We start from the raw sequence: 22,102 nt of genomic DNA, 5'->3' as shown, positions 1-22,102 counted from the left end.
GGCCATGAGTCCCTGAAACAGAGAAGGGGGATGGCCATCAGGACCATCCCCCTCTCACACAGGCAGTGCCGCGCCTAGCTCATCAGCAGGGCACGCAGGCTCTCCACATCCAGGCCGCGCACCTCGGACTGGCCGCTCAGCAGGCCATCGGCCAGGGCCCGCTTCTCGTCGTGCAGTGCCACTATCTTCTCCTCCACCGTCTGCTCGCACACCAATCGATAGACGGTCACCGGCTGGGTCTGGCCCATGCGATGGGCCCGATCGCTCGCCTGATCCTCCACCGCCGGGTTCCACCAGGGATCCAGGTGCAACACGGTATCGGCCTGGGTCAGGTTGAGACCCGTGCCCCCCGCCTTGAGGCTGATGAGGAACAGAGGAACAGGGTCGTGACGGAACCGTAGGATGGACTCCTGACGGGACTTGGCGGAGCAGCCCCCGTCCAGGTAGCAGTAGTCCCATTGCCGCTGCTCGATGCGGGCCCGCAGCAGGCTCAGCAGATCGACGAACTGGCTGAACACCAGCACCCGGTGCCCGCCATCGATGGCTTCGTCCAGCAGCGCCATGGCCTCGTCAAGCTTGCTGCTGGTCTGGGACCACTCCGGCATCACCAGCTTGGGGGAACAGCAGAGCCGCCGCAAGCGGGTCAGGCCGCTCAGCACGTGCATCAGGGCACGACCATCGGCGCTCTGCACCTGCTGCACCACCTCGCGCCGGGTCGCCTCATAGAGCTGACGCTCCTCGGGGGAGAGGCTGATGTGGTGGATGATCTCGGTCTTGTCCGGCAGCTCGGTCAGCACCTGCTGCTTGAGGCGTCGCAGGATGAAGGGGCTGATCACCGCCCGCAACAGCGCCATGTGCTGGGGATCCTTCACCGCCTTGCCGAAGCGGCGCTTGAACTCGCCGAGGCTGCCGAGCAGGCCCGGATTGATGAAGGTGAACAGGCTCCACAGCTCACCCAGGTGGTTCTCGATGGGGGTACCGGAGAGAGCCAGGCGAAAATCCCCCTCGAGCTGGAACAGCAGCTTGGCGCGCTGGGTGCCGGCATTCTTGATCTGCTGTGCCTCGTCCAGCACCATGCTCGCCCAGCGACGGGACTTGAGGGACTGGGCCAGGCTGCCGAGCATGCCGTAGTTGACCAGAATGATCTGGCCGGCCCTGGCCTCCTGGATCAGGGTCTCCCGCTCGGCGGGATTCTCGAACACCACCACCTCCAGCTCGGGGGCAAACCGCGTCACCTCCTCCTGCCAGTTGGTGACCACGGATTTGGGCACCACCACCAGGGCGGGGCCGAGATGCTGGCGCATGCGCAGCACCATGAGCGCCTGCAGCGTCTTGCCAAGGCCCATGTCATCGGCGAGACAGGCTCCGAAGCCATGGTGGGCCAGGGTCGCCATCCAGCGCACCCCCTCCTTCTGATAGTCCCGCAGCGCCGTCAAGAGCTCGGGGGCACACTCCACCTCCTGCTGCCACTCCTGTTGCAGGGAGTGCCAGGCATCATCCCCGGCCGTGGTCACCGCCGACAACAAGCGGGCCAGAGGGTAGGCCAGCTTGTTGTTGATGCGCTGCTCGGTGTCCAGCATGGCCCCCAGCATGGTGAGCCGCTCCACCAGCTTGTCGCTCAGCATCAGACTGGTCTTCTCGTCGAGCTGAACGGTGCGCTGACCCGGGGTCAGCTGGCGCAGGATGAGGCGTAAATCGAGGATCTGGTGCTCGTCCAGCGCCAGCGCGCCCTCCACCTGGAACCAGTCCTGGCGACGCTCGATGCGCAGGCTCAGGGCCGCCTCGTCGAGGCTCTTGAGACGGGCGCTGTCCTGATGCCAGTGAACGACCACTCCGGCGTCCACCAGCTCGGGCAGCGCATTGACCAGGGTCAGTGCCTGCTCACCATCCAGCTTCCATTCGTTGCCCGGCAGGCCGATGGGCAACTGGTTGCGCAGCAACTGGGCCTCGGCCTTCTCGGCGGCCAGATCCCGTTGCCAGTAGTGATAGTCTCTGACCCCCTGGCGCACTATGGCCTCCCCCTTGCCAAGGGGCAACGGCGGCAGCTCCCCCTCCCGGGTCACCAGCTGGACCACCAGCTGACCATCCTGCCAGTCCAGCTGGACCGAAGGTACTCCAGGCCAGGGGGTCAGCTCGGCATTGCCACTGAGCCCCTCGACCTGGCTGTGCCAGGGCTGCTCGGGAATGGCGTCCAGGGTACGTTGCAGCTCGGCAAGCCCGTCCGCTGGCAGCAGCGGTATGGATTCCAGCGCAGGCAGTCTGTCCAGCAGCGCCTGAGGGGTCAGGATGAGCTGCCACAGATCTTGGGCCAGGGGCACGATGTGCGCCCCGCGCGCCGCGGCGGCCGGGCTCAGGACGGCGCTCATGCCCTGCTCGGTGGCGACGATTTGCAACAAGGGGGCACTGATGGCCAGTTGCAGTTTCTGTCCCTTGGCGTTGAACAGGCGCGGATGGCTGGCCAGGGGGGCCCAGGCCTCCCGCGGCAGCTTGCTCATGCCCCGTGGCAGGGTGCGCACCAGCGCCCAGTCCGCCTCGTCGAGCAGGGCGGCATACTGGGTGGAGAGCAGGGCAGGATCGACCCGGCGCCCGGCGGTCCACTCCCCCTTGGTGCTCTGCTTCTGGATCTTGCACTCGAGCTCAGGCCCTTCCGCATGAAGCAGCCATACCAGCCGCTCCTGCGCCTTGCGCACGCCGCTGGAGCGCCCCAGCCCCTGCAACCAGTTGAGCCAGCTGGCCGAGGCGGGGGTCTTGTCCTCATCCTCGGCGTCGCTGATCGCATCGAGAGCCGGAGCGGCACGCAGTTGCTGCAACGGGGGACGCTCGGCCCCCTGTCCCAACAAGAGGCGCAGCAGATCCTGACAGAAAGCCATCAGGCGATGACGGGGCTCGGCCTCCAGCACGTGGGAGAGATCCCACTTGTGCAGTATGGCCACCTGGGGGCTCTGCTCGCCGTGGCGTGCGAGGGCGCAGAGATCCAGCCAGAGGTAGCCCCAGTGAAGCTCCTCCAGCGGCAGTTGCAGGGTATCGAACAGGCCTATCGCCTGACCGTGACGATCACCGGCCCACTGTCCCAGCAGATCCGAAAGCAGGGGGAAATGGTTGCCAAGGCTGCGCTGCCACTTCTTGCGTTGCTCGCTGGCGAGCACGGGATCGGCCTGCTGCAGCCAGCCAAGCCAGAGCAGGGTGCTGAACATCCTGGGCCAGGGCTCGTGCGCCGCCGGCGCCTGCCCCAACGCGGCAAGCAGCCGCTCCGCCAGAGGTTGTTCATCACTCTGCTCGGCCAACTGTTGCAGAGCTGACCAGTGAGTGGTCACCTCGCCAGCCAGCGGGCCGCAGAGCCAGGCCCACTCGCTGGCCAGCGCCTCGAGGTGGCTTGCCAGCACGGGGGCGCAGGCCACGGTCACGGACGCCAGAGGCCAGCGCGCCTCAGGCTCTGCATCGAGCAGGGTCTGCAGGGCGAAATGTTCCAGCAACAGCTGTTGCCAGGCAGGGCTTGAGCCAGGCAGCAGGCGGTGGGCATCGGGCTGGTCGAGCAGGCTCAAGAGATCCGCGCTCTGGTAGTAGGCGGGGATCTGCCCCGCCTCCCCCAGGCAGAGTTCGCGCACCACCCCTTGTGCCATCTCCTGACCAGTGACCGAGGGGACCCGCGTCCAGTCCGGCATGGGGCAGGCCCCTGATCGCACCGCCAGGATCAGGGTCAGGGTCCCATCCGCCGTCAGGCTCCACTGCTGCTCGGTGCGCAGCCGTATCAGCCCTTGCTGCTGCAACTGGTTAAGCCGGTCCGTCAGCGCCTGCCCGGGCGAGCGCTGTGCGTACAGCGTGTCTTGCAAATAACGGGTACTGGCGGCGCGCTGCAGTTGCAGCTCGCTGAGCAGGGCATAGCAATCCGAAGAGAGGGTGAAGGCTGACATCAGAACTCGCGGGCAGGTGCAAAGGCGGAATTTTAACGGGAAAGCGGCGGCGGCTCGACCCTTAACCGCGAATTAGTACAAAAAAAGCGGTCAGGCTCATAAAAGCGGGGACAGGGGCTGGGCAGACCCTCTTCTGCGGGCGGCCAGCAGGGCATGAAAAAAGGCGCCGCAGCGCCTCTTGATGGGGTAAGCAAACTCGCCGGATTCAGCCTTCCAGGTGCGCCAGACGGGCTTCCAGGGCCTGCAACTGCGACTTGAGGCGCTCAACTTCCTCTTCCAGTTGACTCAGGCGATCGGTGGCAGGAGAGCCATAGCTGCTGGCGGGAGCGACCTCGGCCAAGGCTTCCAGATCGATTTCGCCGCCAAACAGGTGGGCGTAGCGGGACTCCCGCTTGCCCGGCTCCCGGGGCAGCTTGACCACATAGGGCCCCCGCTCGACGAGGCCGGCCAGCACGGCATCCACCTCGGTCACGTCGTCGAAACTGCACAGGCGATTGGTGCGCGAGCGCAGTTCACCCGGGGTCTGCGGGCCGCGCAGCAAGAGTTCGCAGACAATGCCGAGCTCCTGGGCCGTGAACTTGAGCTCGCCAAATTCGGTGTTGCAGAAGCGGTGCTGATAGCGCGGCACCCGGGCGTTGAAACCGGCGGTATTGACCACCAGGCGGCGGCGGATCAGCTCGTCGATCACGGCGCGGATGTCCAGCTCGGCGAGCTCCAGCACGGGCTCGCGGTTGCTCTTCTGGTTGCAGGCGTTGACCAGCGCATTGAGCGAGAGAGGGTACTGATCCGGCGTGCAGATCTCTTTCTCTATCAGGCAGCCGATCACGCGCGCCTCTAATGGGCCTAGTACTATCTCCATGTCATACTCCCTTGCCAAACAAGACGTTAAGACGGTTATCTTAGCCAAGACGCTCCCGCCGTCCAGCACTCAAGCCCGTTTTTGCGAGCCGATGACCCCCTTGGTGCAACCTTGTACAGCTCCTGCCCCGACGTGGCTATACAGACTTGTCGACCCGGGTGTCCGCTCCCGTGGTCAGGATGCGCACCCTGTCCCCCTTGGCGAAGGTGAGTGCGGGATCCTGCTCCTGCACGACGTTGAGCAGTTTGCCCGCCTCCGTCCTGATCAGCAGCTCGACCGTCTGCCGGCCCTGCCCGCTCTGCTGGTTACCCTGGCGGCGGCGGGAGACTTCGGCCCCCGCGACGGCCCCCACTGTGGTGGCGACGGTCTGGCCGGAGCCACCGCCAAACTGGCTTCCGACGGCGGCTCCCAGCGCGGCCGCCCCTATGGTGCGAAGGGGCCGGGTAGTTCCCTGCCGGGGCGCCTCCTGGGTGAGGAGGCGGCTCTCCTGTACCGTGCCGTATTCCACCTGGGCGCTGGTGCCCGCGACAGCGGGCGAACCCGTCAGGGCGAGCAGGCTGATGACGATGAATGCACTCTTCTTCACGATATCCACTCCGGTGACGACCAAGACCCGATGACGCCGACCCCGCCTTGGGCCACGCCATCCCCCCGGGGAGACTACACCACCAAAGCTGACTGCCAGCTTGCCCGAGGTGGAAATGAGCACGGCCGCGAGGCGGCCGTGATGGAAAGACACCGAGGGCTGTCACTCCGGACTATGAAGAGGGCTTGCGCTCCAGGGTCGCGGCAACGGATCTCGCCGCCGAGCCGGTGAGCAAGGGCTCACCTGGATAAAGCACCAGGGCCTCGGCCCGCAGGCGATCGGCCTCCTCACGCCGCCCCAGGGCATTGAGGGCGATCACCATGTTGGCGTAAATATTGGCCCTGGGGGTATGGCGCACGAACCCCTGCCCCCAGTCGAGATAGGCCTCCAGCTCCCCCTTGTTGTTGCTCTGCAGGCCCACCATCAGCCGCACCGCGTTCACGTCAAACTCCACCCGGGTCAGCCAGGCCATGGGATTGACGATGTCGAGCAGAAGCGCCGGCTGCTTGTAACCGCCCCGCTCATACTTGGTCACCACCCAGGCGGTGTGCAGGGCCGTCAGCATAAAGGGCACGACTATGAGGGGAATGGTGATGGCCGCGAAGCGCAGCAAGAGCCAGGGGCGACAGACATGCTCCCGCCAGTTGGCGTGGCCGGCCAGCCCCTCCTCCTCCACTTCCGCATCCACCACATGGATGAGCAACAGCAGCGCCCACCACAGGGCAATGGCGTGGTAGAAGGGATATTCGGTCTGGGTATGCAGCAGGATGGGCGTGACCAGGGCCAGCAAGGCCGCCCCCCTGACGATGCCAGCACGACCCAGCCGCCACAGCAGGGCGCCCCCCATCAGCACCATGCCGAGCATGGGGGCCAGCCCCCCCTCCACCGCCCAGTAGAGAAACTCGTTGTGGGGGTGATCCAGGTTGTATTCGATCTGCACCATGGCGGGGTTCAGCGCCTTGTCGGCCATGTAGTGCTGCAGAAAAACGGACTCGAAGCTGCCGTAGCCCCAACCGCTCCAGGGCGCCTCGGCGATGAGCCTGGCAGCATAGGGCCAGTAGACCGAGCGCATGCCGCCGGACTGGTACATCTCGAGCCCCCGCTTTGCCCCCGCCATCCCGTACTGGGAGGCCAGCCCGAGCGCCACACCCAGGGCCACCAGACCCAGCATCCGGCCCAGCAACCGCTCGCGGTGCAACCGGGGCACGAGCAGCAGCAGGGCCAGCACCCCGCCGAGTTGCCCCACCCTGGATTGCACCACCACCAGCAGCAGGGACGTTGCCAGGATCACCCCATAGCGCAGCCCCCTGAGCCAGGGGTGCACATGGCCCCGCAGCTCCAGCCAGATGGCCAGCGACAAGCCGGTCGCCATGAAGCTCGCCATCACGTTGGGTTGCTGGAAGATGCCGTAGGGGCGGTTGACCTTGGTGTCATAGCCCAGCCAGTTGCCCGGCACCAGCAGGTAGTACTGCACCAGGCCGAGCAGCGCCTCTATGGCGACGGCACCCAGCAGCAGATAGAGCAGCCGGTCGCGTGCGCCGCGATCCAGCCGCCACTGGTAGAGGCTGGCGAGGAACAGCAGGCCGGCAAACAGCCCCAGCAGCCGGGGAATGGCGTAATCCTTGAGCTCGAAGCCGGGATAGGCCATGGGCAGCAACAGCAGCAAGCCGCCAAGCCACAGGACCGTCAGCAGCGGCGAAACCATCAGCCGCTGGTTGAGGGTGACCTGCCACAGCCCCAGGGCCATCACCAGGCTCGCGAAGATCCAGCCCCAGGCGTTGAAGGGCAGGTAGAGCCCGGCCCCGCCGGGGTTATGCATAAAGAAATGCATGCCCAGCAGCCAGTACAGCACGCTGATCACCCCAAAGGCCCTTGCTGTTGACGTCATCTTCCCTGACCTCCATGCATTCATGTTCATAACACTATCCCCCAAGCAACAAAAAGGGGGCCGAGCCCCCTTTGATGCACTTGGCAACGATTATGCCTGTTCTGGCTCGGGCTTGCGAAACGCATGGCGAACCAGCACTATGCCCACCCCCAGCATGCCGCCGAGCAGGGTGGCCAGCACCACGACCAAGGGGCGCTTGGGCTTGTCACGGCTCAGGGGTTCTTCGGGTGCATCCAGATAGGAGAAGGGACGGAAGCTTATTCCTTCCAAAGAAATACGCTTGAGACGTGCCATCTGTGCCTGCAGCACCTGCAACTCGGGCTGATAACGCTCAAGCTCAATAGATTTTAACAGGCTCAGTTTTTCTTCCAGCCCCTTCGAACCCAGTGAGATGGGAAAACGCTCCTGGTTGGTGTAGTTTTCCAACGGCGTGGTAGCCCCAGCGGCCTTGGCCACGATATTAGCCAGTCTGGTTTCGGTGATATCCTGCTGCAGCATGCGTTTGGCATCTTCTTGCATCACGGCATAGCGGGTTGCTAGCTCTTCCAGTTGTAAGGTGCGTTTCTCATTCAATCGCTGGATCAATTGTTGCTGCTGTCGTTTGATGACGTAATCGATATACCCTTCCAGCAATATCAACGAGGCATCCGCAGCGGGTGCAGCAAGAGTGAGCTCAATCCCCGGTTCCTCACCTTTCTTGTCAATCGGGTGAGCCGTCACCAGCTTGCTCCAGTCGCGCAACCAGCGCCGCTGAGCCTTGTCGTCCAGGCCCTTCTCTTTTATCTGCTCGGCAAACAGAGGGCTGCCCTTAAGATAATCCCGGCGGTTCTCAAAAGAGTTGAACTCCTGAACAAAGTCTTTGTAGAGCTTTATCCCCGTAGGAAACTCTTTGAGTCCCAATGCGGTAGCCTGAGCCTCTACCTTCTGCATCGGCAACAGCTCTTCCGGTTTGGGCTCCACAATCACTGCCTTGGCGGACCACTGCTGGGGGGCAAAAAAGGCATAACCGACCCCCACCAAGGCAAACAGTACAATGGCGACTAGGATCTGTAATTTCTGGCGCCACAGTACCAACAACAGATCGCGCAGATCGATTTCATCTGTAGTGGCTTGCCAACCTACTGGCAGCTGAGTATCCGGTTTGGGGATCATATCTTTATTTGTCATAGCGACACTCGTTTCCTAATCCAATCAGAGAGGTAATAAGGGGCAGCGATCTTTATCAAGCAAAACTAGGGGACTATTTTCCATAAGTGATCCGGGAATAACCAGCACGGGTTCTGTCCAATTGATTGTTGGCTCAAATTCGGGGCTGTAATGGTCAGTGCACTTGTAGAGCACTACTGCCATCTCACTTAGCACATTAAAACAGTGGACAAAGCCAGACAGGAGCTAGCGCAGTATGAACATTTCAGTATCAAGGTACTACTCCACTCACAGGACATAGCCCGCCCCCTAGTGCAGGTCGTGTTCCCAGACCAAAGATGACCGGCATCAGCTTGAGTGGTGACTGTTCTACACCAGATAGTGCAGGCCATGCAGCGAGCCTTGGTAAGATTTAGGGGGGCATATGAACCCAATAAAAATTCACATCACCGCCGTCTTTACAACAATAAGCGGCAAAGTCCTGTTGACGAAATAATTTCACAAAATCGCCGCTTTCGTTGATTCACTGCCGATGCTCGATTAACACCACATCAGGAATGGACAGGGAAGAAATTTCACAGTAATCATTCTGTCTATGTATTTCCCCCCACATTGCTTGGCCAGATAGCATGATAAGCCTGCTTATTCCGAAGGTGGTAGAACATCACTTACAGATATCACTTTTTCAGTAGCTGGTTGAGTGTCTCTTCGACCCCCTCGCGCCAATGGGGAAGCTCAAACCCGAAAGAGGAGCAAAACTTGGTCGTGTCGAGACGGGAATTCAGTGGGCGCTTGGCAACAGCAGGGTAGACGCAACTCGGCACAGGCTTAATTTCCCTCACTTTTAGCTCAAACCCCAGTTTTTGGGCCTTGGCAAAGATAAAGCAGGCGTAGTCAAACCAGCTTACCTCCCCACCGGCCGTCACATGATAAAGCCCGCATAATGCAGGATTGACCAGCGCCAGCTCAATCGCCCTCAGAGTTCCTCTGGCCAGCATAGTTGCGGAGGTGGGAGCCCCAATCTGATCGCAAACTACTGAGAGAGACTCAAGCTGCTGCCCCAGACGCAACATGGTTTTCACAAAATTATGCCCATAGGGACTATGCAACCAGCTGGTTCTGAGGACCAGATGGCGGCACCCACTGACCTGAATGACCTGCTCCCCGTTCCACTTGCTCAACCCGTAAACATTGAGGGGCGCCGGTTTATCCTCTTCACTCCAAGGCAAGTCACCGCTTCCGTCGAAGACATAATCAGTGGAAAAATGCACCAACAGGGCGCCTATCCGTTTTGCTTCTTCAGCCAAGACCGCTGCCGCCTGAGTATTGACCTGATAGGCCCGCTCGGACTCCGACTCTGCCTGATCAACTTGGGTATAAGCGGCGGCATTGATGATCACACTAGGTTGTGCTCGACCGATAAAGTCCGCTAACGAATAATGATCACCAAAATCGCAGTCTGCATGCCTAGGAGCAGTGACTTGCCAACCCAGAGCGTTAAATGAAAGTGTTCTGGCAATAACCTGCCCCAATTCACCACTTCCTCCTAACAGGAGTAGCTGCATAGCAATCAGCGAGCCCCAAAACCAGTCAGAATTGTGCGGATAGTCTTGAACACGATGAGCACATCCAGCCAGAGGGAGAAGTGCTTGATGTAGTAAAAATCGTGCTCGATCTTGATACGGGTGTCATCGGCATCAGCTGCATAGCCATGCACGACCTGGGCCCAACCACTGATCCCGGGTCGTACGATATGACGATACATGTAGAAGGGAATTTCCCGATCAAATTGATCCACGAAAGTACGCTGCTCAGGTCTCGGACCTATCAGGCTCATATCCCCCTTGAGCACGTTGAAGAACTGAGGCAGTTCATCGATACGCAACTTGCGGATCACCTTGCCCACCCGGGTGACGCGCATGTCGCCGTCCTGGGCGAACTGGGCACCGGCCTTCTCCGAATCTTTGCACATGCTGCGGAACTTGTAGATGCGAAAATCCTTGTTGCCCTTCCCCACCCGGTTTTGCAGGAACATCACCGGACCCGGGCTCTCCAGCTTGATGAGGATTGCCGTCACCAGCATCAAAGGCGAAAAGAGCGGAATCGCGATCAACGCGGCCAGAATATCCATTCCCCGCTTGATGAAAGCATAGACGGGGGACGGCAAGAGGGAGCCGAGCTGGTTCTCGTGGAGATGGTCGATCTTCACCCGTCCGGTCAGGGTCTCGCTGATTTGCTTGATGTGATAGACGGGAATGTGGGCCAAGGCACAGCGCGCGAGGAAACGTTCCCACTCCCCCGCCAGTTTCTCATCCCGAAGGTCAGCGACCACGGCATCATAACGAATAGCCCCCAAATCCGGCTTATCCAATAAACGCCACTGCACACTATTATGCTGGAGGAGGGGTTGATAATTACCGAAAGGCAACAAAGCATATTTGGGGGTGCGATAACGACGACCTATAAAATAGGCAACCCAGCAACATAGCAGCGCAACGACATATGACTCAAAAAGAACCTGCCGACTATAAGGTAGACGTAAAAAGAAGAGGCTCCCGACTAGAAGACCATAGAGAGTTGTCACTGTTGGTATCATGTAAGCGACAGGGCTGGACCCGGGGTAGCGAAGAAAACGCTGGAGCACTATCCCAGTCAGCAGGAACGCAGCAAAGGCCCCACTTAACGTATTTATCCTAACCGCATCAAAATAATTCCAGAACCCCCATCCCCAACGCTCAAGGGCAGGCAAACACACAGCAAGCAAGGCTCCCAGGAAGAATAGAGAAGGAGGACTGAACAATACACGCTCATACCAGCGTGAGTGACGGCGTTGATAACTCAATGTATTACTCCACGAGCTTAAAGTTTGTACGGAATTTTTCTAAACAAAATTTTTAAATCTATTCCAGCAAATATCCAAGACACTGATTCACTATGGACTTCGCACCTCCCATACTATCAGACTCGGCATAACAGCGAAGCTCTGGTGCATTTCCTGAAGGTCTAAGATGTAATACATCTCCTCCGACAAATAAAATTCTCAAACCATCTGTATAATCAACCGACATTATTTCAAACTCATCAAAATGCAATTTTTGCATAAGTCTGGCAATATCAGTTTGCCCCAGTTCGATTATTTCTCTGCTTTTCTCTCTGGGAAAATCTTTGAGCCGGTCGGAACAGGTAAATCTGTGGGGCAGCGCCTCAACCAACGCTGATATTCCGGAAGTGCGTGAGCTGACAAACAATATCAAGGCCGGCAATACTGCATCCCGCGTTGGCAAAGGATCCAAAGTTTGACCATTGAACGTCACCTGACTACCAAGCAGGAATCCACCATTGGCTTCAAAACCAGCCACGGCTCCATATTGAGCATTCAATATCGGAAACGCTTCCAGAACATAGGGTGAACCAATTTTGGTATGGGTCACATTGGCAAATTTTCCGGATGCACTGACGGCAGTATTGCAACTGACAGGAATAGCAACTGCTTCAATACCCAGATTGGCGGCACAGAGCAGGCCCAATATGTCACCTCTCAACCAGTTGCCTGACTCGTCAGCCACCAAAGGCCTGTCACCATCACCATCTGTCGAGAAAATCGCATCGAGATAACATTCATGGGACCATTGTCTGGCCTTCTCTTGATCCTCCTCTGAAACGGCTTCTGTATCGATGGGAACAAAAGTCTCGGTTCGCTCAAGAGAAATGACCTCGGCCCCCAATGCTTCAAAGAGCACGGTATAGAGGTCACGCCCCGCACTCGAGTGCTCATAGATACCAAGGCGCATACCAGTGAGCGGTGCATGGTGGAACAGCGATGTATAGCGCGCGATGTAGGCTTCGGCAGCATCATTTTTTGCACCTAGGCTAACCAGATTGCCTGCAACGCAAAAGGTTTCTTCTGCCGAAATAATGGCCAGTTCATCGCCCTTGGTTATCTCGCCATCGGGACGATAAAATTTAAGCCCGTTGCGATCAAATGGAATATGGCTGCCGGTCACCATGATGCATGGGATACCATCATTCATGGCTTTGTAAGCCAATGCGGGTGTCGGGACAACGCCGTAATATACAGGCTCCAACCCCATTGCCTCGAGGGCCGTTGCGCAGGCCATTGCCATATCATAACTGCTTGGTCTGTTATCGATGGCGAGCGCGACCTGATTGAAGCGATAAGAAGTCCTCATCACGGCAACGAAGGCATAGGTAAATGCAAAACACACGGGTACTGTAAAATCGGTCACAAGACCTCGTGCACCACTGGTACCAAATTCAATACCACTGTGCTTGATCACGTCACGGCTCACAAGATAGTCTTGTTTCATCATTTTTCTCCCCCATCATCTCGGCCATATTTATCACTAAAACGAATGATATCATCCTCATCGAGATATTTTCCGGAGCGGATCTCGATCAACTCCAGGTCAACCTTGCCCGGGTTTTCAAGGGAGTGTATTGCACCTATTGGAATAAATGTGGATTCGTTTTCGGTGATCAGAAACTCACGTTCAGCATTGGTCACCTTCGCAGTACCTGAAACCACGATCCAGTGCTCTGCTCTGTGGTGATGCATTTGTGTTGATAGACACTCGCCGGGTCTGATCAATATTTTTTTTACCTGATAGCCATTGCCGTCATCAATGGAGTCGTACCGACCCCATGGTCGATATACCTCGCGATGAGTGCTATATTCCTTGCGGTCACAGCGTTTCAATTCTTCGACTATCGACTTGACGTCCTGTACCTTGTCCTTGCTTGAAACGAGGATGGCATCCTTTGTTTGAATGATGACCAGATTATCCACGCCAATAGTGGAGACGAGGATGGATTCGGCAGAAACATAGTTATTATGACTTTCGGTCAAAATAACATCGCCACGGCTAACATTACCGCACACATCTTTATCCGATATTTCCCACAAGGATGACCATGAACCTACATCATTCCAGCCAGCATCCATTGGGATGACAACCGCATCCGAGGTTTTCTCCATAATGGCATAATCAATAGAGTCACTGGGACATTGCTTGAATTCATCGTTATTGATCCGGATAAAATCAAGATCACTTCTGACATCATTCATCGAAGCCACACATGCATCGTATATATCAGGACGCGACTGTTTCAACTCGGCAAGATAACGGCGAGCACTGAACATAAACATGCCACTGTTCCAGTAATACTCTCCACTCGCCAGATAGCTCTTGGCAACATCCAGATTGGGCTTTTCGACGAATTGATTGACACAATATGCCTTTGCTTCATCCCGAGAGGCATCCAGTTCACTACCGCGATGAATGTAACCATACCCCGTCTCCGGTGCGTTCGGAACAATTCCGAACGTGACCAGCTTGCCCGACTTGGCAAACGGAACAGCACTGTTGATCGCATTGGTAAATGCCTGTTGATCCTTGATCAAGTGATCTGCAGCCAACACCAGCAATATCGGGTCATGCGCGTCATCAACATTTCTCAGGCTTTGTATTGCAGCTAACGCTATTGCCGGAGCTGTATTTCGTCCTGCCGGCTCCAGAATGATGTTATTGGCAAGGATATCGAGCTGACGAAGTTGCTCAGCCACAATAAAGCGATGCTTTTCATTACACAGGATCAGGGGAGCAGTACATTCAATATCAGCAAGCCTATTTACTGTCTCTTGCAGCATTGAATTATTGCCATACAAATTAAGGAACTGTTTTGGGAAATGCTCACGAGACATGGGCCAAAGCCTGGAGCCAGAGCCCCCAGCCATGATTACGGGAATAACAGCCATATTAATTTTCACTTCTTGCCAACAAGTTATCAAGCCATGTAGATATGGACAACGCATCTACACTCAGCGCGGAGTTCGACATCGCATCCAGGTACCGAGCACACTGTGAATCAGACCATCGTTTTCCTGTATTCCTGTCAATGACAACAATCTCTCTCATGTCTGCATGACAGAGCACTGCCGCATTCGTCGTTACTAATTGATGACCATCGCCCAAGGTTTCCCAAGTGCGCATGGTGAGGCCGGTTTGATTGGCATTATGTATGTCGATGACATATTCACTGTGCTCAGCCACATCAGTAATTGTTGCCCTTGCCAGTGGCTTGAATGTGAGCCACTCCTTGGGTGCAGTGCGCAAGGCAGGATCGAGAAGATAGTAAAATGCAAATTGCAATTTACTCTGGAAAAATATTTTTACATATACACAGACATCATTTTCATGGGAGAAGATACGTTGCAAGACGGCTGCACGATCACCATGATAACTGCCGATGAAACTATATTTATATTTCTTGGCAACAGTATGACTGTGGGATTTTTTATCAGAATAGAACAATGGCAAATAGCCATAGCCATACTTTTTGCAATCGGCGATATCAAATGTATATGCCGCATCAGCTTTGACTGCCAATAAAGGAAACGTCTTTATATTTGGAATGGAATCCCAGCTGTAACAAATGACTCTTGTTTTTGGACTGAGCTTTTTAACTTTATCAATAAAACAAGGAGAGATACAGGTCCCCTTAACAATAATTATCTCAGCGATTCCAGAAAGCTTATCAGAAATCGCATCAAAAATTTCAGCGCTATATCTTTTGGCTGCAACTCTTGTATATCCAAGAATATTAAATTTTATCAAAGCCTTTTCTATGGATGAGCACTGTGGTCGGTCAGAAAAAGAGAGAACCGATTCGTAGCGATGTTCAAGTTCATCTGTAAGCAAATTTTTATAATCAAAAAAATCCGGACATATCAACACGGCACCAGCATTACTTCGCATCCACAGCCACCCATTGCCCGCATTGGAAATCAAACCGCTTAATCACTCTTGCCGGATTACCTACCGCAATGGAATTTGCAGGTATATCTCTGGACACTACCGAATTTGCACCGATGATGGAGGACTTGCCAATTGTGACGCCAGGCAACACGACTACACCCTCGCCAAGCCACACATTTGACTCAATCACAACCGGTTTGGTATGCAGCGTCCGCTCCCTGCTGATGGAATCAGGATGAGAGTGTTCTTCCCCGCTGTAGTTACCATGATTGAGGTCCGTGATAAACACCCGGCTAGCGATCAACACATCATCACCGATCACAATACTGTCGGCTGCAGCAATATGAACCGCATCATTGAGCTGGCAATTCAACCCTATGTCCAGATTGATACCATCTGAGCCATGAGCCTCCAGCCGGCAATATCTTCCGGTGGTAAATCCTCTCCCCAAGCGGATCCTTGATGCTCCCCTGATCTCAAAAGGCCGCCGGATCAAACGGGCATTTCGAAAACACACTCTGGTGATGATGTATTCTACAATCAATCGAATACATCCCCAGAGACCATAGTGCTGGATATATTTTTTCATGATCTAGACAATCCCGTCTCTTATTATATTTTCTACACAATACTTGTTGATACCGGCCTGATTATAATGCGCAATAACCTCTTCCCGAGCTCCGGTCGACTTGCCAGCCACTCTCTCTTGCAGCAGCACATACAGGGACTGTTCATTGAGAATATACCCATTACAGCCATGTTTTATTTTTTTGTTAAAGAATGGAAGATCCGTCACCAGCACAGGAACACCAAATGCATTTGCGATGTCTATTTGTGATGTCGCCGTAACGGAACTATACATCGAATACATGTAGTCAGATACATGCAACTGAGCAACGACCTCTTCAGCATCAACAAATTTATTAATCCAGGTGACATTTCGCCCCTGTGTGGCCCGTAGATAAAGACCCTCAGAATATTTTTCCAGCGCCCCTCTACCCATGATGGTCAAGTGAATATCATCATCGCTGAATTTATCGAGAACCCGCCCCAAAATGTCCAACCCCTTGTAGGATGTGATGGCACCAAAGAAAAGTATCTCCAGCTTGGCATGAGTGCGCTCACCTTTAGTGTCGGCTTTGTTAACCAGGCACGCAAAATCTCCCGACATGGGTAAACAGGTCTTGGTTATTTTCTTCTTTGGGTAGCAAGCGACCGCTATCGATTCCAGCTCATCAGAAGCGACTATCATTCTGGCAGTTCTCAATGCCATGACTCGATCTGACAGAAAGTAATTCATGCCCCTCAAAAAACCGGCTCTCTCGACATGCTTTATGAGTTCATGACCCCAAGCGACGACTTCAATCCTCCTATTCAGCAACATGGTCAGATAGGCAGAGAAAATACCTTGTGAGAAGATGACCACACGATCATATTTTTCATTGATCACTCTCGCCAAAGCTAATACTGAACGAGCGGTCTTGATGGGACTCCGCAAGTTGTAATAAAAAAGATGCTCTGTATATTCAGTTTCTGCTGCTGGATTAGACGATGGAAATGCAAAAGAAACATCGTATTTTTCAAGCGCATGGGCCAGCCCGGTAAACGAGAACCACATGGCAGAATCGCGGCCCGACATGGAAACAAATATGACTTTTTTATTTTGTGTAACCATGCTGATAGGTGCCCTCCTGAATGGCATGCTGGTCGGCTTGCAGCAGTAAATATGTCTTTCCTATAGTCATGAAGAAAGAAATACAAACGAATAAACAGAGTGTTGTCATCTTCTTGTTTCCTTTTGCCACTGCAATTGATGGTAACAGGATCAACAAAGCAATCGGATACAGCCTGATCAAGACAGGGATAAATGTCATGAAGCAAAGAGCAACATAGAGCAGAATCGGGAGCAAGCCACCTTGAGTTTTGAAGAACACGAACGGCAAGATCATGAGCACTAACAACTGCAGCATCGCCACATCCAGACGGATATTCAACGCACCCAAGGCCTGATAATCATTGACTTTGCTTATGATCGCCGGCAAGGCAAGCATCAATATCATCAATCCCACCATACCTAACAAAACTAGTACTTTGGCCTTTATCTTGTTCAAATAAATCAAGGTCATTACGATTGCAGATAGGTGTGATATGACAGCCAGTATCATGAACGCATAAGAGGTTTTGTCTCTGTTCTTAAGATAAAGACAGACGGCTACCAGACCAAAGTGCAAAGATAAAGATTGGCGCAACAAATTCAATTCAAACGTGATGAACGAAATCGGAATGTACAGTCCCATCAGAAATATGAATTTGGTTTTGTCCAGTTTGAGACACGCATACGCAAACAAAATAAAACTAATCAGTCTCAGAGCGACTAAAAATTCTATGTAGTCGAGCCCAAACAGCTTGGCAGTAGCCAACAGCAAACCAAAGACTGGCTCAAAGGGAATGGAGAATGGTGGCTCATAATAGGCCCACTGATATACATGATGATCCGGTCCGGCATCTATATGGAAAAAGATGAAGAACAGGATAATATATAAAAATGCTCCTTTCAACATTCCTTCATCTTTTTCAGAGCAGATAGAGAGAAGTATCAGAGGAATATAAAGTAGCAGAACCAGATATAGTGTCATACATGCATACTACATTTTGAAGCCGTCAACCAGCCCCTTGATGAATCCCTTTCTTACTGCGCCAGCAGAAAGCAATATACGTCCCAACCGAGTGATGGCGGTATAGGAAATACTTATTTCTCTTTTTGGGAAAGGCAGATTCTTTTTAGCAAAATAAATTCTGTTTCGGGTCAGATGATACGCTCCGAAGAAACTCAAATCCCCCCCTGTTGATACGCTGACTTTATGTGATATCACTACATCCTGCTCGAGCTTTACTTTATAACCTGCAATATAAGCACGATACAGGAAGTCGGTATCATCATAATAAGCAAAATAGCGCTCATCCATCATGCCGACTTGCTTGAACACATCACTATTCACGATCAGAAAGCAGGTGGGTGCATAAGCATGATATTCATCAAATTTTGCTACTGCAGCTTTATCCATCCCTGCGTAATCATGAGGAGCCAACGCCCGATACTCATCGAAATGTCCGCCGGCATACCAAAGCTTGCCTTCCGGATAATTCAAGATCAGCGGGCTGACGAGGCTTTCCCCATTGATGGCCACCTGCATCAACTTGTCAAAGACATCTGGCGCCTCAAAAAGAAGGTCATTGTTGATAATCAAAACATATTCGCAACCATCCACCAAAGCGGCTTTAATTCCCTGATTATTACCGGCCGCCACACCGACATTGTTGCCTTGATTATCGATGAAAGTAGTTTCAATACCGTACTGAGAGGCCAGCTCTCGTGCCAAACGAAGTGACTCGGGTTTAGAGCTGTTATCTATTACATAGAGGATAAAATTTTTATAATTTTGACATACAATGCTTTTAAAAAAATCGGGTAAAACTTCAGGTGTATTATAAAGGACAGTAACAAGACCTAACTTTGGTGAATACACTATATTTTCTCCCACACATTCTTATCAAAATTATATTTCTTAATTGTTCTTGCAGGGTTTCCAGCGACTACACTATAATCATCTACATTTTTAGTGATAACAGATCTAGCTCCTACAATGCAGTTACGGCCTATTGTCACGCCAGGATTTATATGTGAACCGAAGCCAATAAAACTTCCATCACCTATCAGAACTGGCATACATGTATCTTCTATTCGATCACCTATTTTATTGGCTGCGAACACATCATTATATGGATGGACAACGTCTACAATAGAACATCCGCCAGTGATAGATACATTATCACCTATTGATATATTGCATCGAGCAACAATATGAACATATTGCTCTATATTAACATTATTCCCAATTTTTATTACAATCTCATTCTGTGGATCAACAACCTCTAACCTAACTCCATTTCTTATAATAACATTATCGCCTACAGAAATATGCTTATGGTTGGAGATTAGCATAGGTTTTATAATTCGACTCTTATGGCCAAAACTATGCATAAGAATCTTGTACTTTAGCTGACTATATATCAAAAATATGCCATTGATGATTTTTCCAAAAATCATAATTAACTCACCCATTTATTAGATTGGGAATCATATTTTTTAATTATTTTAGCTGGATTTCCTGCAATCATTACATAACCAGGAAACGATTTTGTCACAACCGCACCAGCACCAACAATACACCAGTCTCCTAGTGTGACATTAGGCATAATTTTACAGCCAAAGCCAATGAATACATTTTCACCTAAAATTATTGGTCCTTTATCATAAGACTCTTGCTGCATTATTGGTCCTAATTGAGGATCCAGGCCATGTGAGAGAGTGCTTAAATACACATAGTCACTTAAAACAGCTCCCTCCCCAATTATAATTTGAGAGCCAGTATGTATATTTGCATATCTCCCCACATACACATCTTTATTTATTGTTATCTTAGAGTTTGAATTACCAGTAACTATAAATGTCGCAGCATTATGGATGAAAACATTATCAGGTGAAATCTCAACTCTCTTATCAAGGAAGAATCTATATTTTATTTTATATATGAAGTTGATCAATCGTCCGATCATGAATCACACCTCGAGTATTTTTTTAATGTTTTTTGTTCTTCTCAACACCAAATATCCACCGATTGTTAGAGCTAGAGTTGATAAAACATTTAGCATATAACTTACGATATCTATGTTTTCTTTTCTCGCCTCTACTAAACCAATAATAAAAATAAACATTGATAGTGGATATATTAAGAAAATCAATTTATATCTGATAAAATAACTATGATCATCTAGTATATTTAATAATTTAAATGAATATACAAATAGTATTAGAAAAGCTGAAATAGCTAGCCCTATAGGTACCGCATACATTCCATAGGAATGAATCAGAATAATTGTCAATACTACGCTAATGACACTTTCCATTAACGGATAATGCATTATTTTATTCTGCTTAGCTTGAGCAATATATAATAGACCAAGTGGAGCGCCGACTAACCTAACAAGATTAACAGCCATCAGAGATACAAATATATTCTCTACATGAGTAGAAATCGAATCTCCTACCCATAAACTCAAAATGTATGGTCCAACATAAAATGCTATTATTATAGAAATAATAGACAACAACATGACAATAAAAGTTAAGTTGTATAATAATTTATTTAAATTTTCTGAAGAGTCATTTCTATTGGAGAGCTTCACCAACGGCTGTATTATTGGTGACATTGCGGCATTAATAAACCCTACAGCAGCTGTTACCAAACTCATTCCCAGTGAATAATATGCAAACTCATCAAAAGCATATTTCCCTACTAGTATCCCATTTAATCCAACCAACATAAAAGAGGCTAAATTGAAGACGCTTATACCAATGAAATATGAACAAAACTTGCCAAATTTATACTCAGAACCATCTTTTGATGATTGATTATCTAGAGGATTTCTGAAAAATGAATATGATATATATATCGTCAAGTAAGATAGAATATTAACTACTAGATAAACATATGACATTACTTTAATGCCATATTGTGCCGACATTACAATGAGGATACCTAATATAACTCTCGACAATAAATTTATCATTGCTGGGATGTCATTCCTCTCTATCCCAGTGAAAAAACCACTAAATACAGATGATATTAGACCAATAACAAATGATATAGCTACAACAAAAAAAGTTACCTTATCCTCAGATGCTTCAATCCCTTCCACTTTACTAAATAAAGAATAAAAATTGTTATAAATTAAAGTTAATAATAGACAACTAAGAATAATCCCTAGAGAGCTTAAAAAAATACCATTTTTTATTATATGGCGCTCCATTATGGAGTCTTTTTTCTCTCTCGCAATTGTAATGTTTCTCGCAACAGTTAACTGACATCCAAAACCAATGAGAGCAAAGAACGCTCCGACTTGAATACTCAAATTCCATATCGAGAAACTATCAATTGGTAAACGTTGCAATAAGAAAGGGGATATAACTATCCCCAATATTACATTTGAAAAACCATTAATTATATTTGCTACTGAGTTCTTCAGCAGTCTATTAAATTCACTCATCAGTGTGCAGCCAAATGAGTTTTAAATTCTGCTATCATCAGCTCAATGTCTTCGAGTACATTCCTTGGTTGATAATCAGGGATGAGAGACATGATCTTAGTGATTGCTGTCTGAGGGAAGTTTTCATTCGGGAAAGCAATCTTATGCCACACGATTTCACATGCTGTAAATTTATGCAAGACATCAGCTATTTGCTTGGCCGTAATATTATATCCCGCAGCGATATTGATGATTTGTCCCACGCTCTCAGGATGAGTGGCCAAGGTTATACAGGCGCGGGCAACATCCGTTACCGAAACGTAATCTTTTGCATAATCCTGGTCAATATACATATCGACCTTGCCGTGATTGATTGCATTACGGGTGATCGCCGGCAGGAAAAGCGGACTGTGCAGAGCAACACCATAGACATTGCTTGGTCTGACAATAGTGATATCGCGCCCACTTTTCAGGCACAGTTCTTCTGATACCAGCTTGGTCAGGTTGAACAACCGGCGCTGATCATCGGAACATACTTTCAGGTCATCTCCTTCTGCCGCCGAGTCCTGATTCATGTATACACGGGTGGAAGAGACATAAAGGAGACGCTCAAACTTGCCTCGTGCCAGCAGATCGGCCAGCAAACGACAATTGGCATCAAACACTCCCAGCGGGGCATTCTTGCAGTCACCCTGTCCCGCACTGTAGATCACAGTCCCCAGATCGGTGTCGAATACACTTTCATCATCGCGCGGCGGCACCCAGACATTCTGGCCAGCAGCTTCCAGCATGCTGACGATCTCGCTGCCGATAAAACCCCGCCCACCAAATACTGTGTAACGTTTCATG

At 51.6% G+C, this 22,102-nt stretch carries 19 protein-coding genes; all 19 read right to left on the bottom strand.

What is annotated here, in order from left to right; translation table 11 throughout:
- Window positions 1-74 precede the first annotated feature (74 nt).
- Window positions 75-3,911 carry a DEAD/DEAH box helicase gene (locus KI797_RS06975; protein WP_226172222.1) on the bottom strand — a complete coding sequence of 1,279 codons (3,837 nt, stop codon included), beginning with the start codon at window positions 3,909-3,911 and terminating at the stop codon, window positions 75-77.
- A gap of 205 nt (window positions 3,912-4,116) precedes the next feature.
- Window positions 4,117-4,770, bottom strand: coding sequence for a YceH family protein (locus KI797_RS06970; protein WP_226172220.1), 654 nt, complete (start codon window positions 4,768-4,770; stop codon window positions 4,117-4,119).
- 136 nt (window positions 4,771-4,906) lie between these two features.
- Window positions 4,907-5,356 (bottom strand): glycine zipper 2TM domain-containing protein, encoded by a 450-nt coding sequence (locus KI797_RS06965; RefSeq protein ID WP_226172218.1) that lies wholly within the window; start codon window positions 5,354-5,356, stop codon window positions 4,907-4,909.
- A 172-nt stretch (window positions 5,357-5,528) separates the two neighbouring features.
- A complete protein-coding gene (locus tag KI797_RS06960; protein WP_226172216.1) occupies window positions 5,529-7,244 on the bottom strand; it encodes a PglL family O-oligosaccharyltransferase in 1,716 nt (571 codons plus the stop codon).
- Window positions 7,245-7,334: 90 nt separating this feature from the next.
- Window positions 7,335-8,411: an LPS O-antigen chain length determinant protein WzzB gene (locus KI797_RS06955; RefSeq protein ID WP_226172214.1), complete on the bottom strand. Its 1,077-nt coding sequence runs from the start codon at window positions 8,409-8,411 to the stop codon at window positions 7,335-7,337.
- Between the two features lie 24 nt (window positions 8,412-8,435).
- Entirely contained in the window at window positions 8,436-8,633 is a 198-nt protein-coding gene (locus KI797_RS21150) for a dTDP-4-dehydrorhamnose 3,5-epimerase family protein (protein ID WP_226173034.1), read from the bottom strand.
- Between the two features lie 434 nt (window positions 8,634-9,067).
- Complete coding sequence (gene rfbD, locus KI797_RS06945) at window positions 9,068-9,955, bottom strand: dTDP-4-dehydrorhamnose reductase (RefSeq protein WP_226172211.1); 888 nt, start codon at window positions 9,953-9,955, stop codon at window positions 9,068-9,070.
- A 5-nt stretch (window positions 9,956-9,960) separates the two neighbouring features.
- Complete coding sequence (locus KI797_RS06940) at window positions 9,961-11,232, bottom strand: sugar transferase (protein WP_226172208.1); 1,272 nt, start codon at window positions 11,230-11,232, stop codon at window positions 9,961-9,963.
- Between the two features lie 58 nt (window positions 11,233-11,290).
- Window positions 11,291-12,718, bottom strand: coding sequence for a phosphomannomutase (locus KI797_RS06935; protein WP_226173032.1), 1,428 nt, complete (start codon window positions 12,716-12,718; stop codon window positions 11,291-11,293).
- A complete protein-coding gene (locus KI797_RS06930) occupies window positions 12,718-14,166 on the bottom strand; it encodes a mannose-1-phosphate guanylyltransferase/mannose-6-phosphate isomerase (RefSeq protein WP_226172204.1) in 1,449 nt (482 codons plus the stop codon). Before KI797_RS06930 ends, KI797_RS06935 begins: the two co-directional genes overlap by 1 nt.
- Window position 14,167: 1 nt before the next feature.
- Window positions 14,168-15,166, bottom strand: a complete 999-nt coding sequence (locus KI797_RS06925; protein WP_226172202.1) for a hypothetical protein — start codon at window positions 15,164-15,166, stop codon at window positions 14,168-14,170.
- The gene (locus KI797_RS06920; protein WP_226172200.1) at window positions 15,156-15,755 is read right to left on the bottom strand and encodes an LbetaH domain-containing protein; all 600 of its coding nucleotides are present in this window, start codon (window positions 15,753-15,755) and stop codon (window positions 15,156-15,158) included. Before KI797_RS06920 ends, KI797_RS06925 begins: the two co-directional genes overlap by 11 nt.
- 3 nt (window positions 15,756-15,758) lie before the next feature.
- Complete coding sequence (locus tag KI797_RS06915) at window positions 15,759-16,841, bottom strand: glycosyltransferase (RefSeq protein ID WP_226172198.1); 1,083 nt, start codon at window positions 16,839-16,841, stop codon at window positions 15,759-15,761.
- Entirely contained in the window at window positions 16,825-17,802 is a 978-nt protein-coding gene (locus KI797_RS06910) for an EpsG family protein (protein ID WP_226172197.1), read from the bottom strand. Before KI797_RS06910 ends, KI797_RS06915 begins: the two co-directional genes overlap by 17 nt.
- Before the next feature lie 9 nt (window positions 17,803-17,811).
- Window positions 17,812-18,693 carry a glycosyltransferase family 2 protein gene (locus KI797_RS06905; RefSeq protein WP_226172196.1) on the bottom strand — a complete coding sequence of 294 codons (882 nt, stop codon included), beginning with the start codon at window positions 18,691-18,693 and terminating at the stop codon, window positions 17,812-17,814.
- Window positions 18,693-19,289, bottom strand: a complete 597-nt coding sequence (locus KI797_RS06900; RefSeq protein WP_226172195.1) for an acyltransferase — start codon at window positions 19,287-19,289, stop codon at window positions 18,693-18,695. The genes KI797_RS06905 and KI797_RS06900 overlap by 1 nt, the downstream gene beginning before the upstream one ends.
- Window positions 19,277-19,783, bottom strand: coding sequence for an acyltransferase (locus tag KI797_RS21090; protein WP_310503648.1), 507 nt, complete (start codon window positions 19,781-19,783; stop codon window positions 19,277-19,279). The genes KI797_RS06900 and KI797_RS21090 overlap by 13 nt, the downstream gene beginning before the upstream one ends.
- Before the next feature lie 3 nt (window positions 19,784-19,786).
- Window positions 19,787-21,274 carry a lipopolysaccharide biosynthesis protein gene (locus tag KI797_RS06890; RefSeq protein ID WP_226172194.1) on the bottom strand — a complete coding sequence of 496 codons (1,488 nt, stop codon included), beginning with the start codon at window positions 21,272-21,274 and terminating at the stop codon, window positions 19,787-19,789.
- Window positions 21,274-22,101 carry an NAD-dependent epimerase/dehydratase family protein gene (locus KI797_RS06885; protein WP_226172192.1) on the bottom strand — a complete coding sequence of 276 codons (828 nt, stop codon included), beginning with the start codon at window positions 22,099-22,101 and terminating at the stop codon, window positions 21,274-21,276. Before KI797_RS06885 ends, KI797_RS06890 begins: the two co-directional genes overlap by 1 nt.
- Window position 22,102: the final 1 nt, after the last annotated feature.

The sequence above is a fragment of the Aeromonas media genome (genome assembly GCF_020423125.1).
GTDB lineage: Bacteria > Pseudomonadota > Gammaproteobacteria > Enterobacterales > Aeromonadaceae > Aeromonas > Aeromonas media.
Note: the sequence above shows the minus strand (reverse complement) of the source record. Positions and strands in the feature narration are given on the sequence as shown.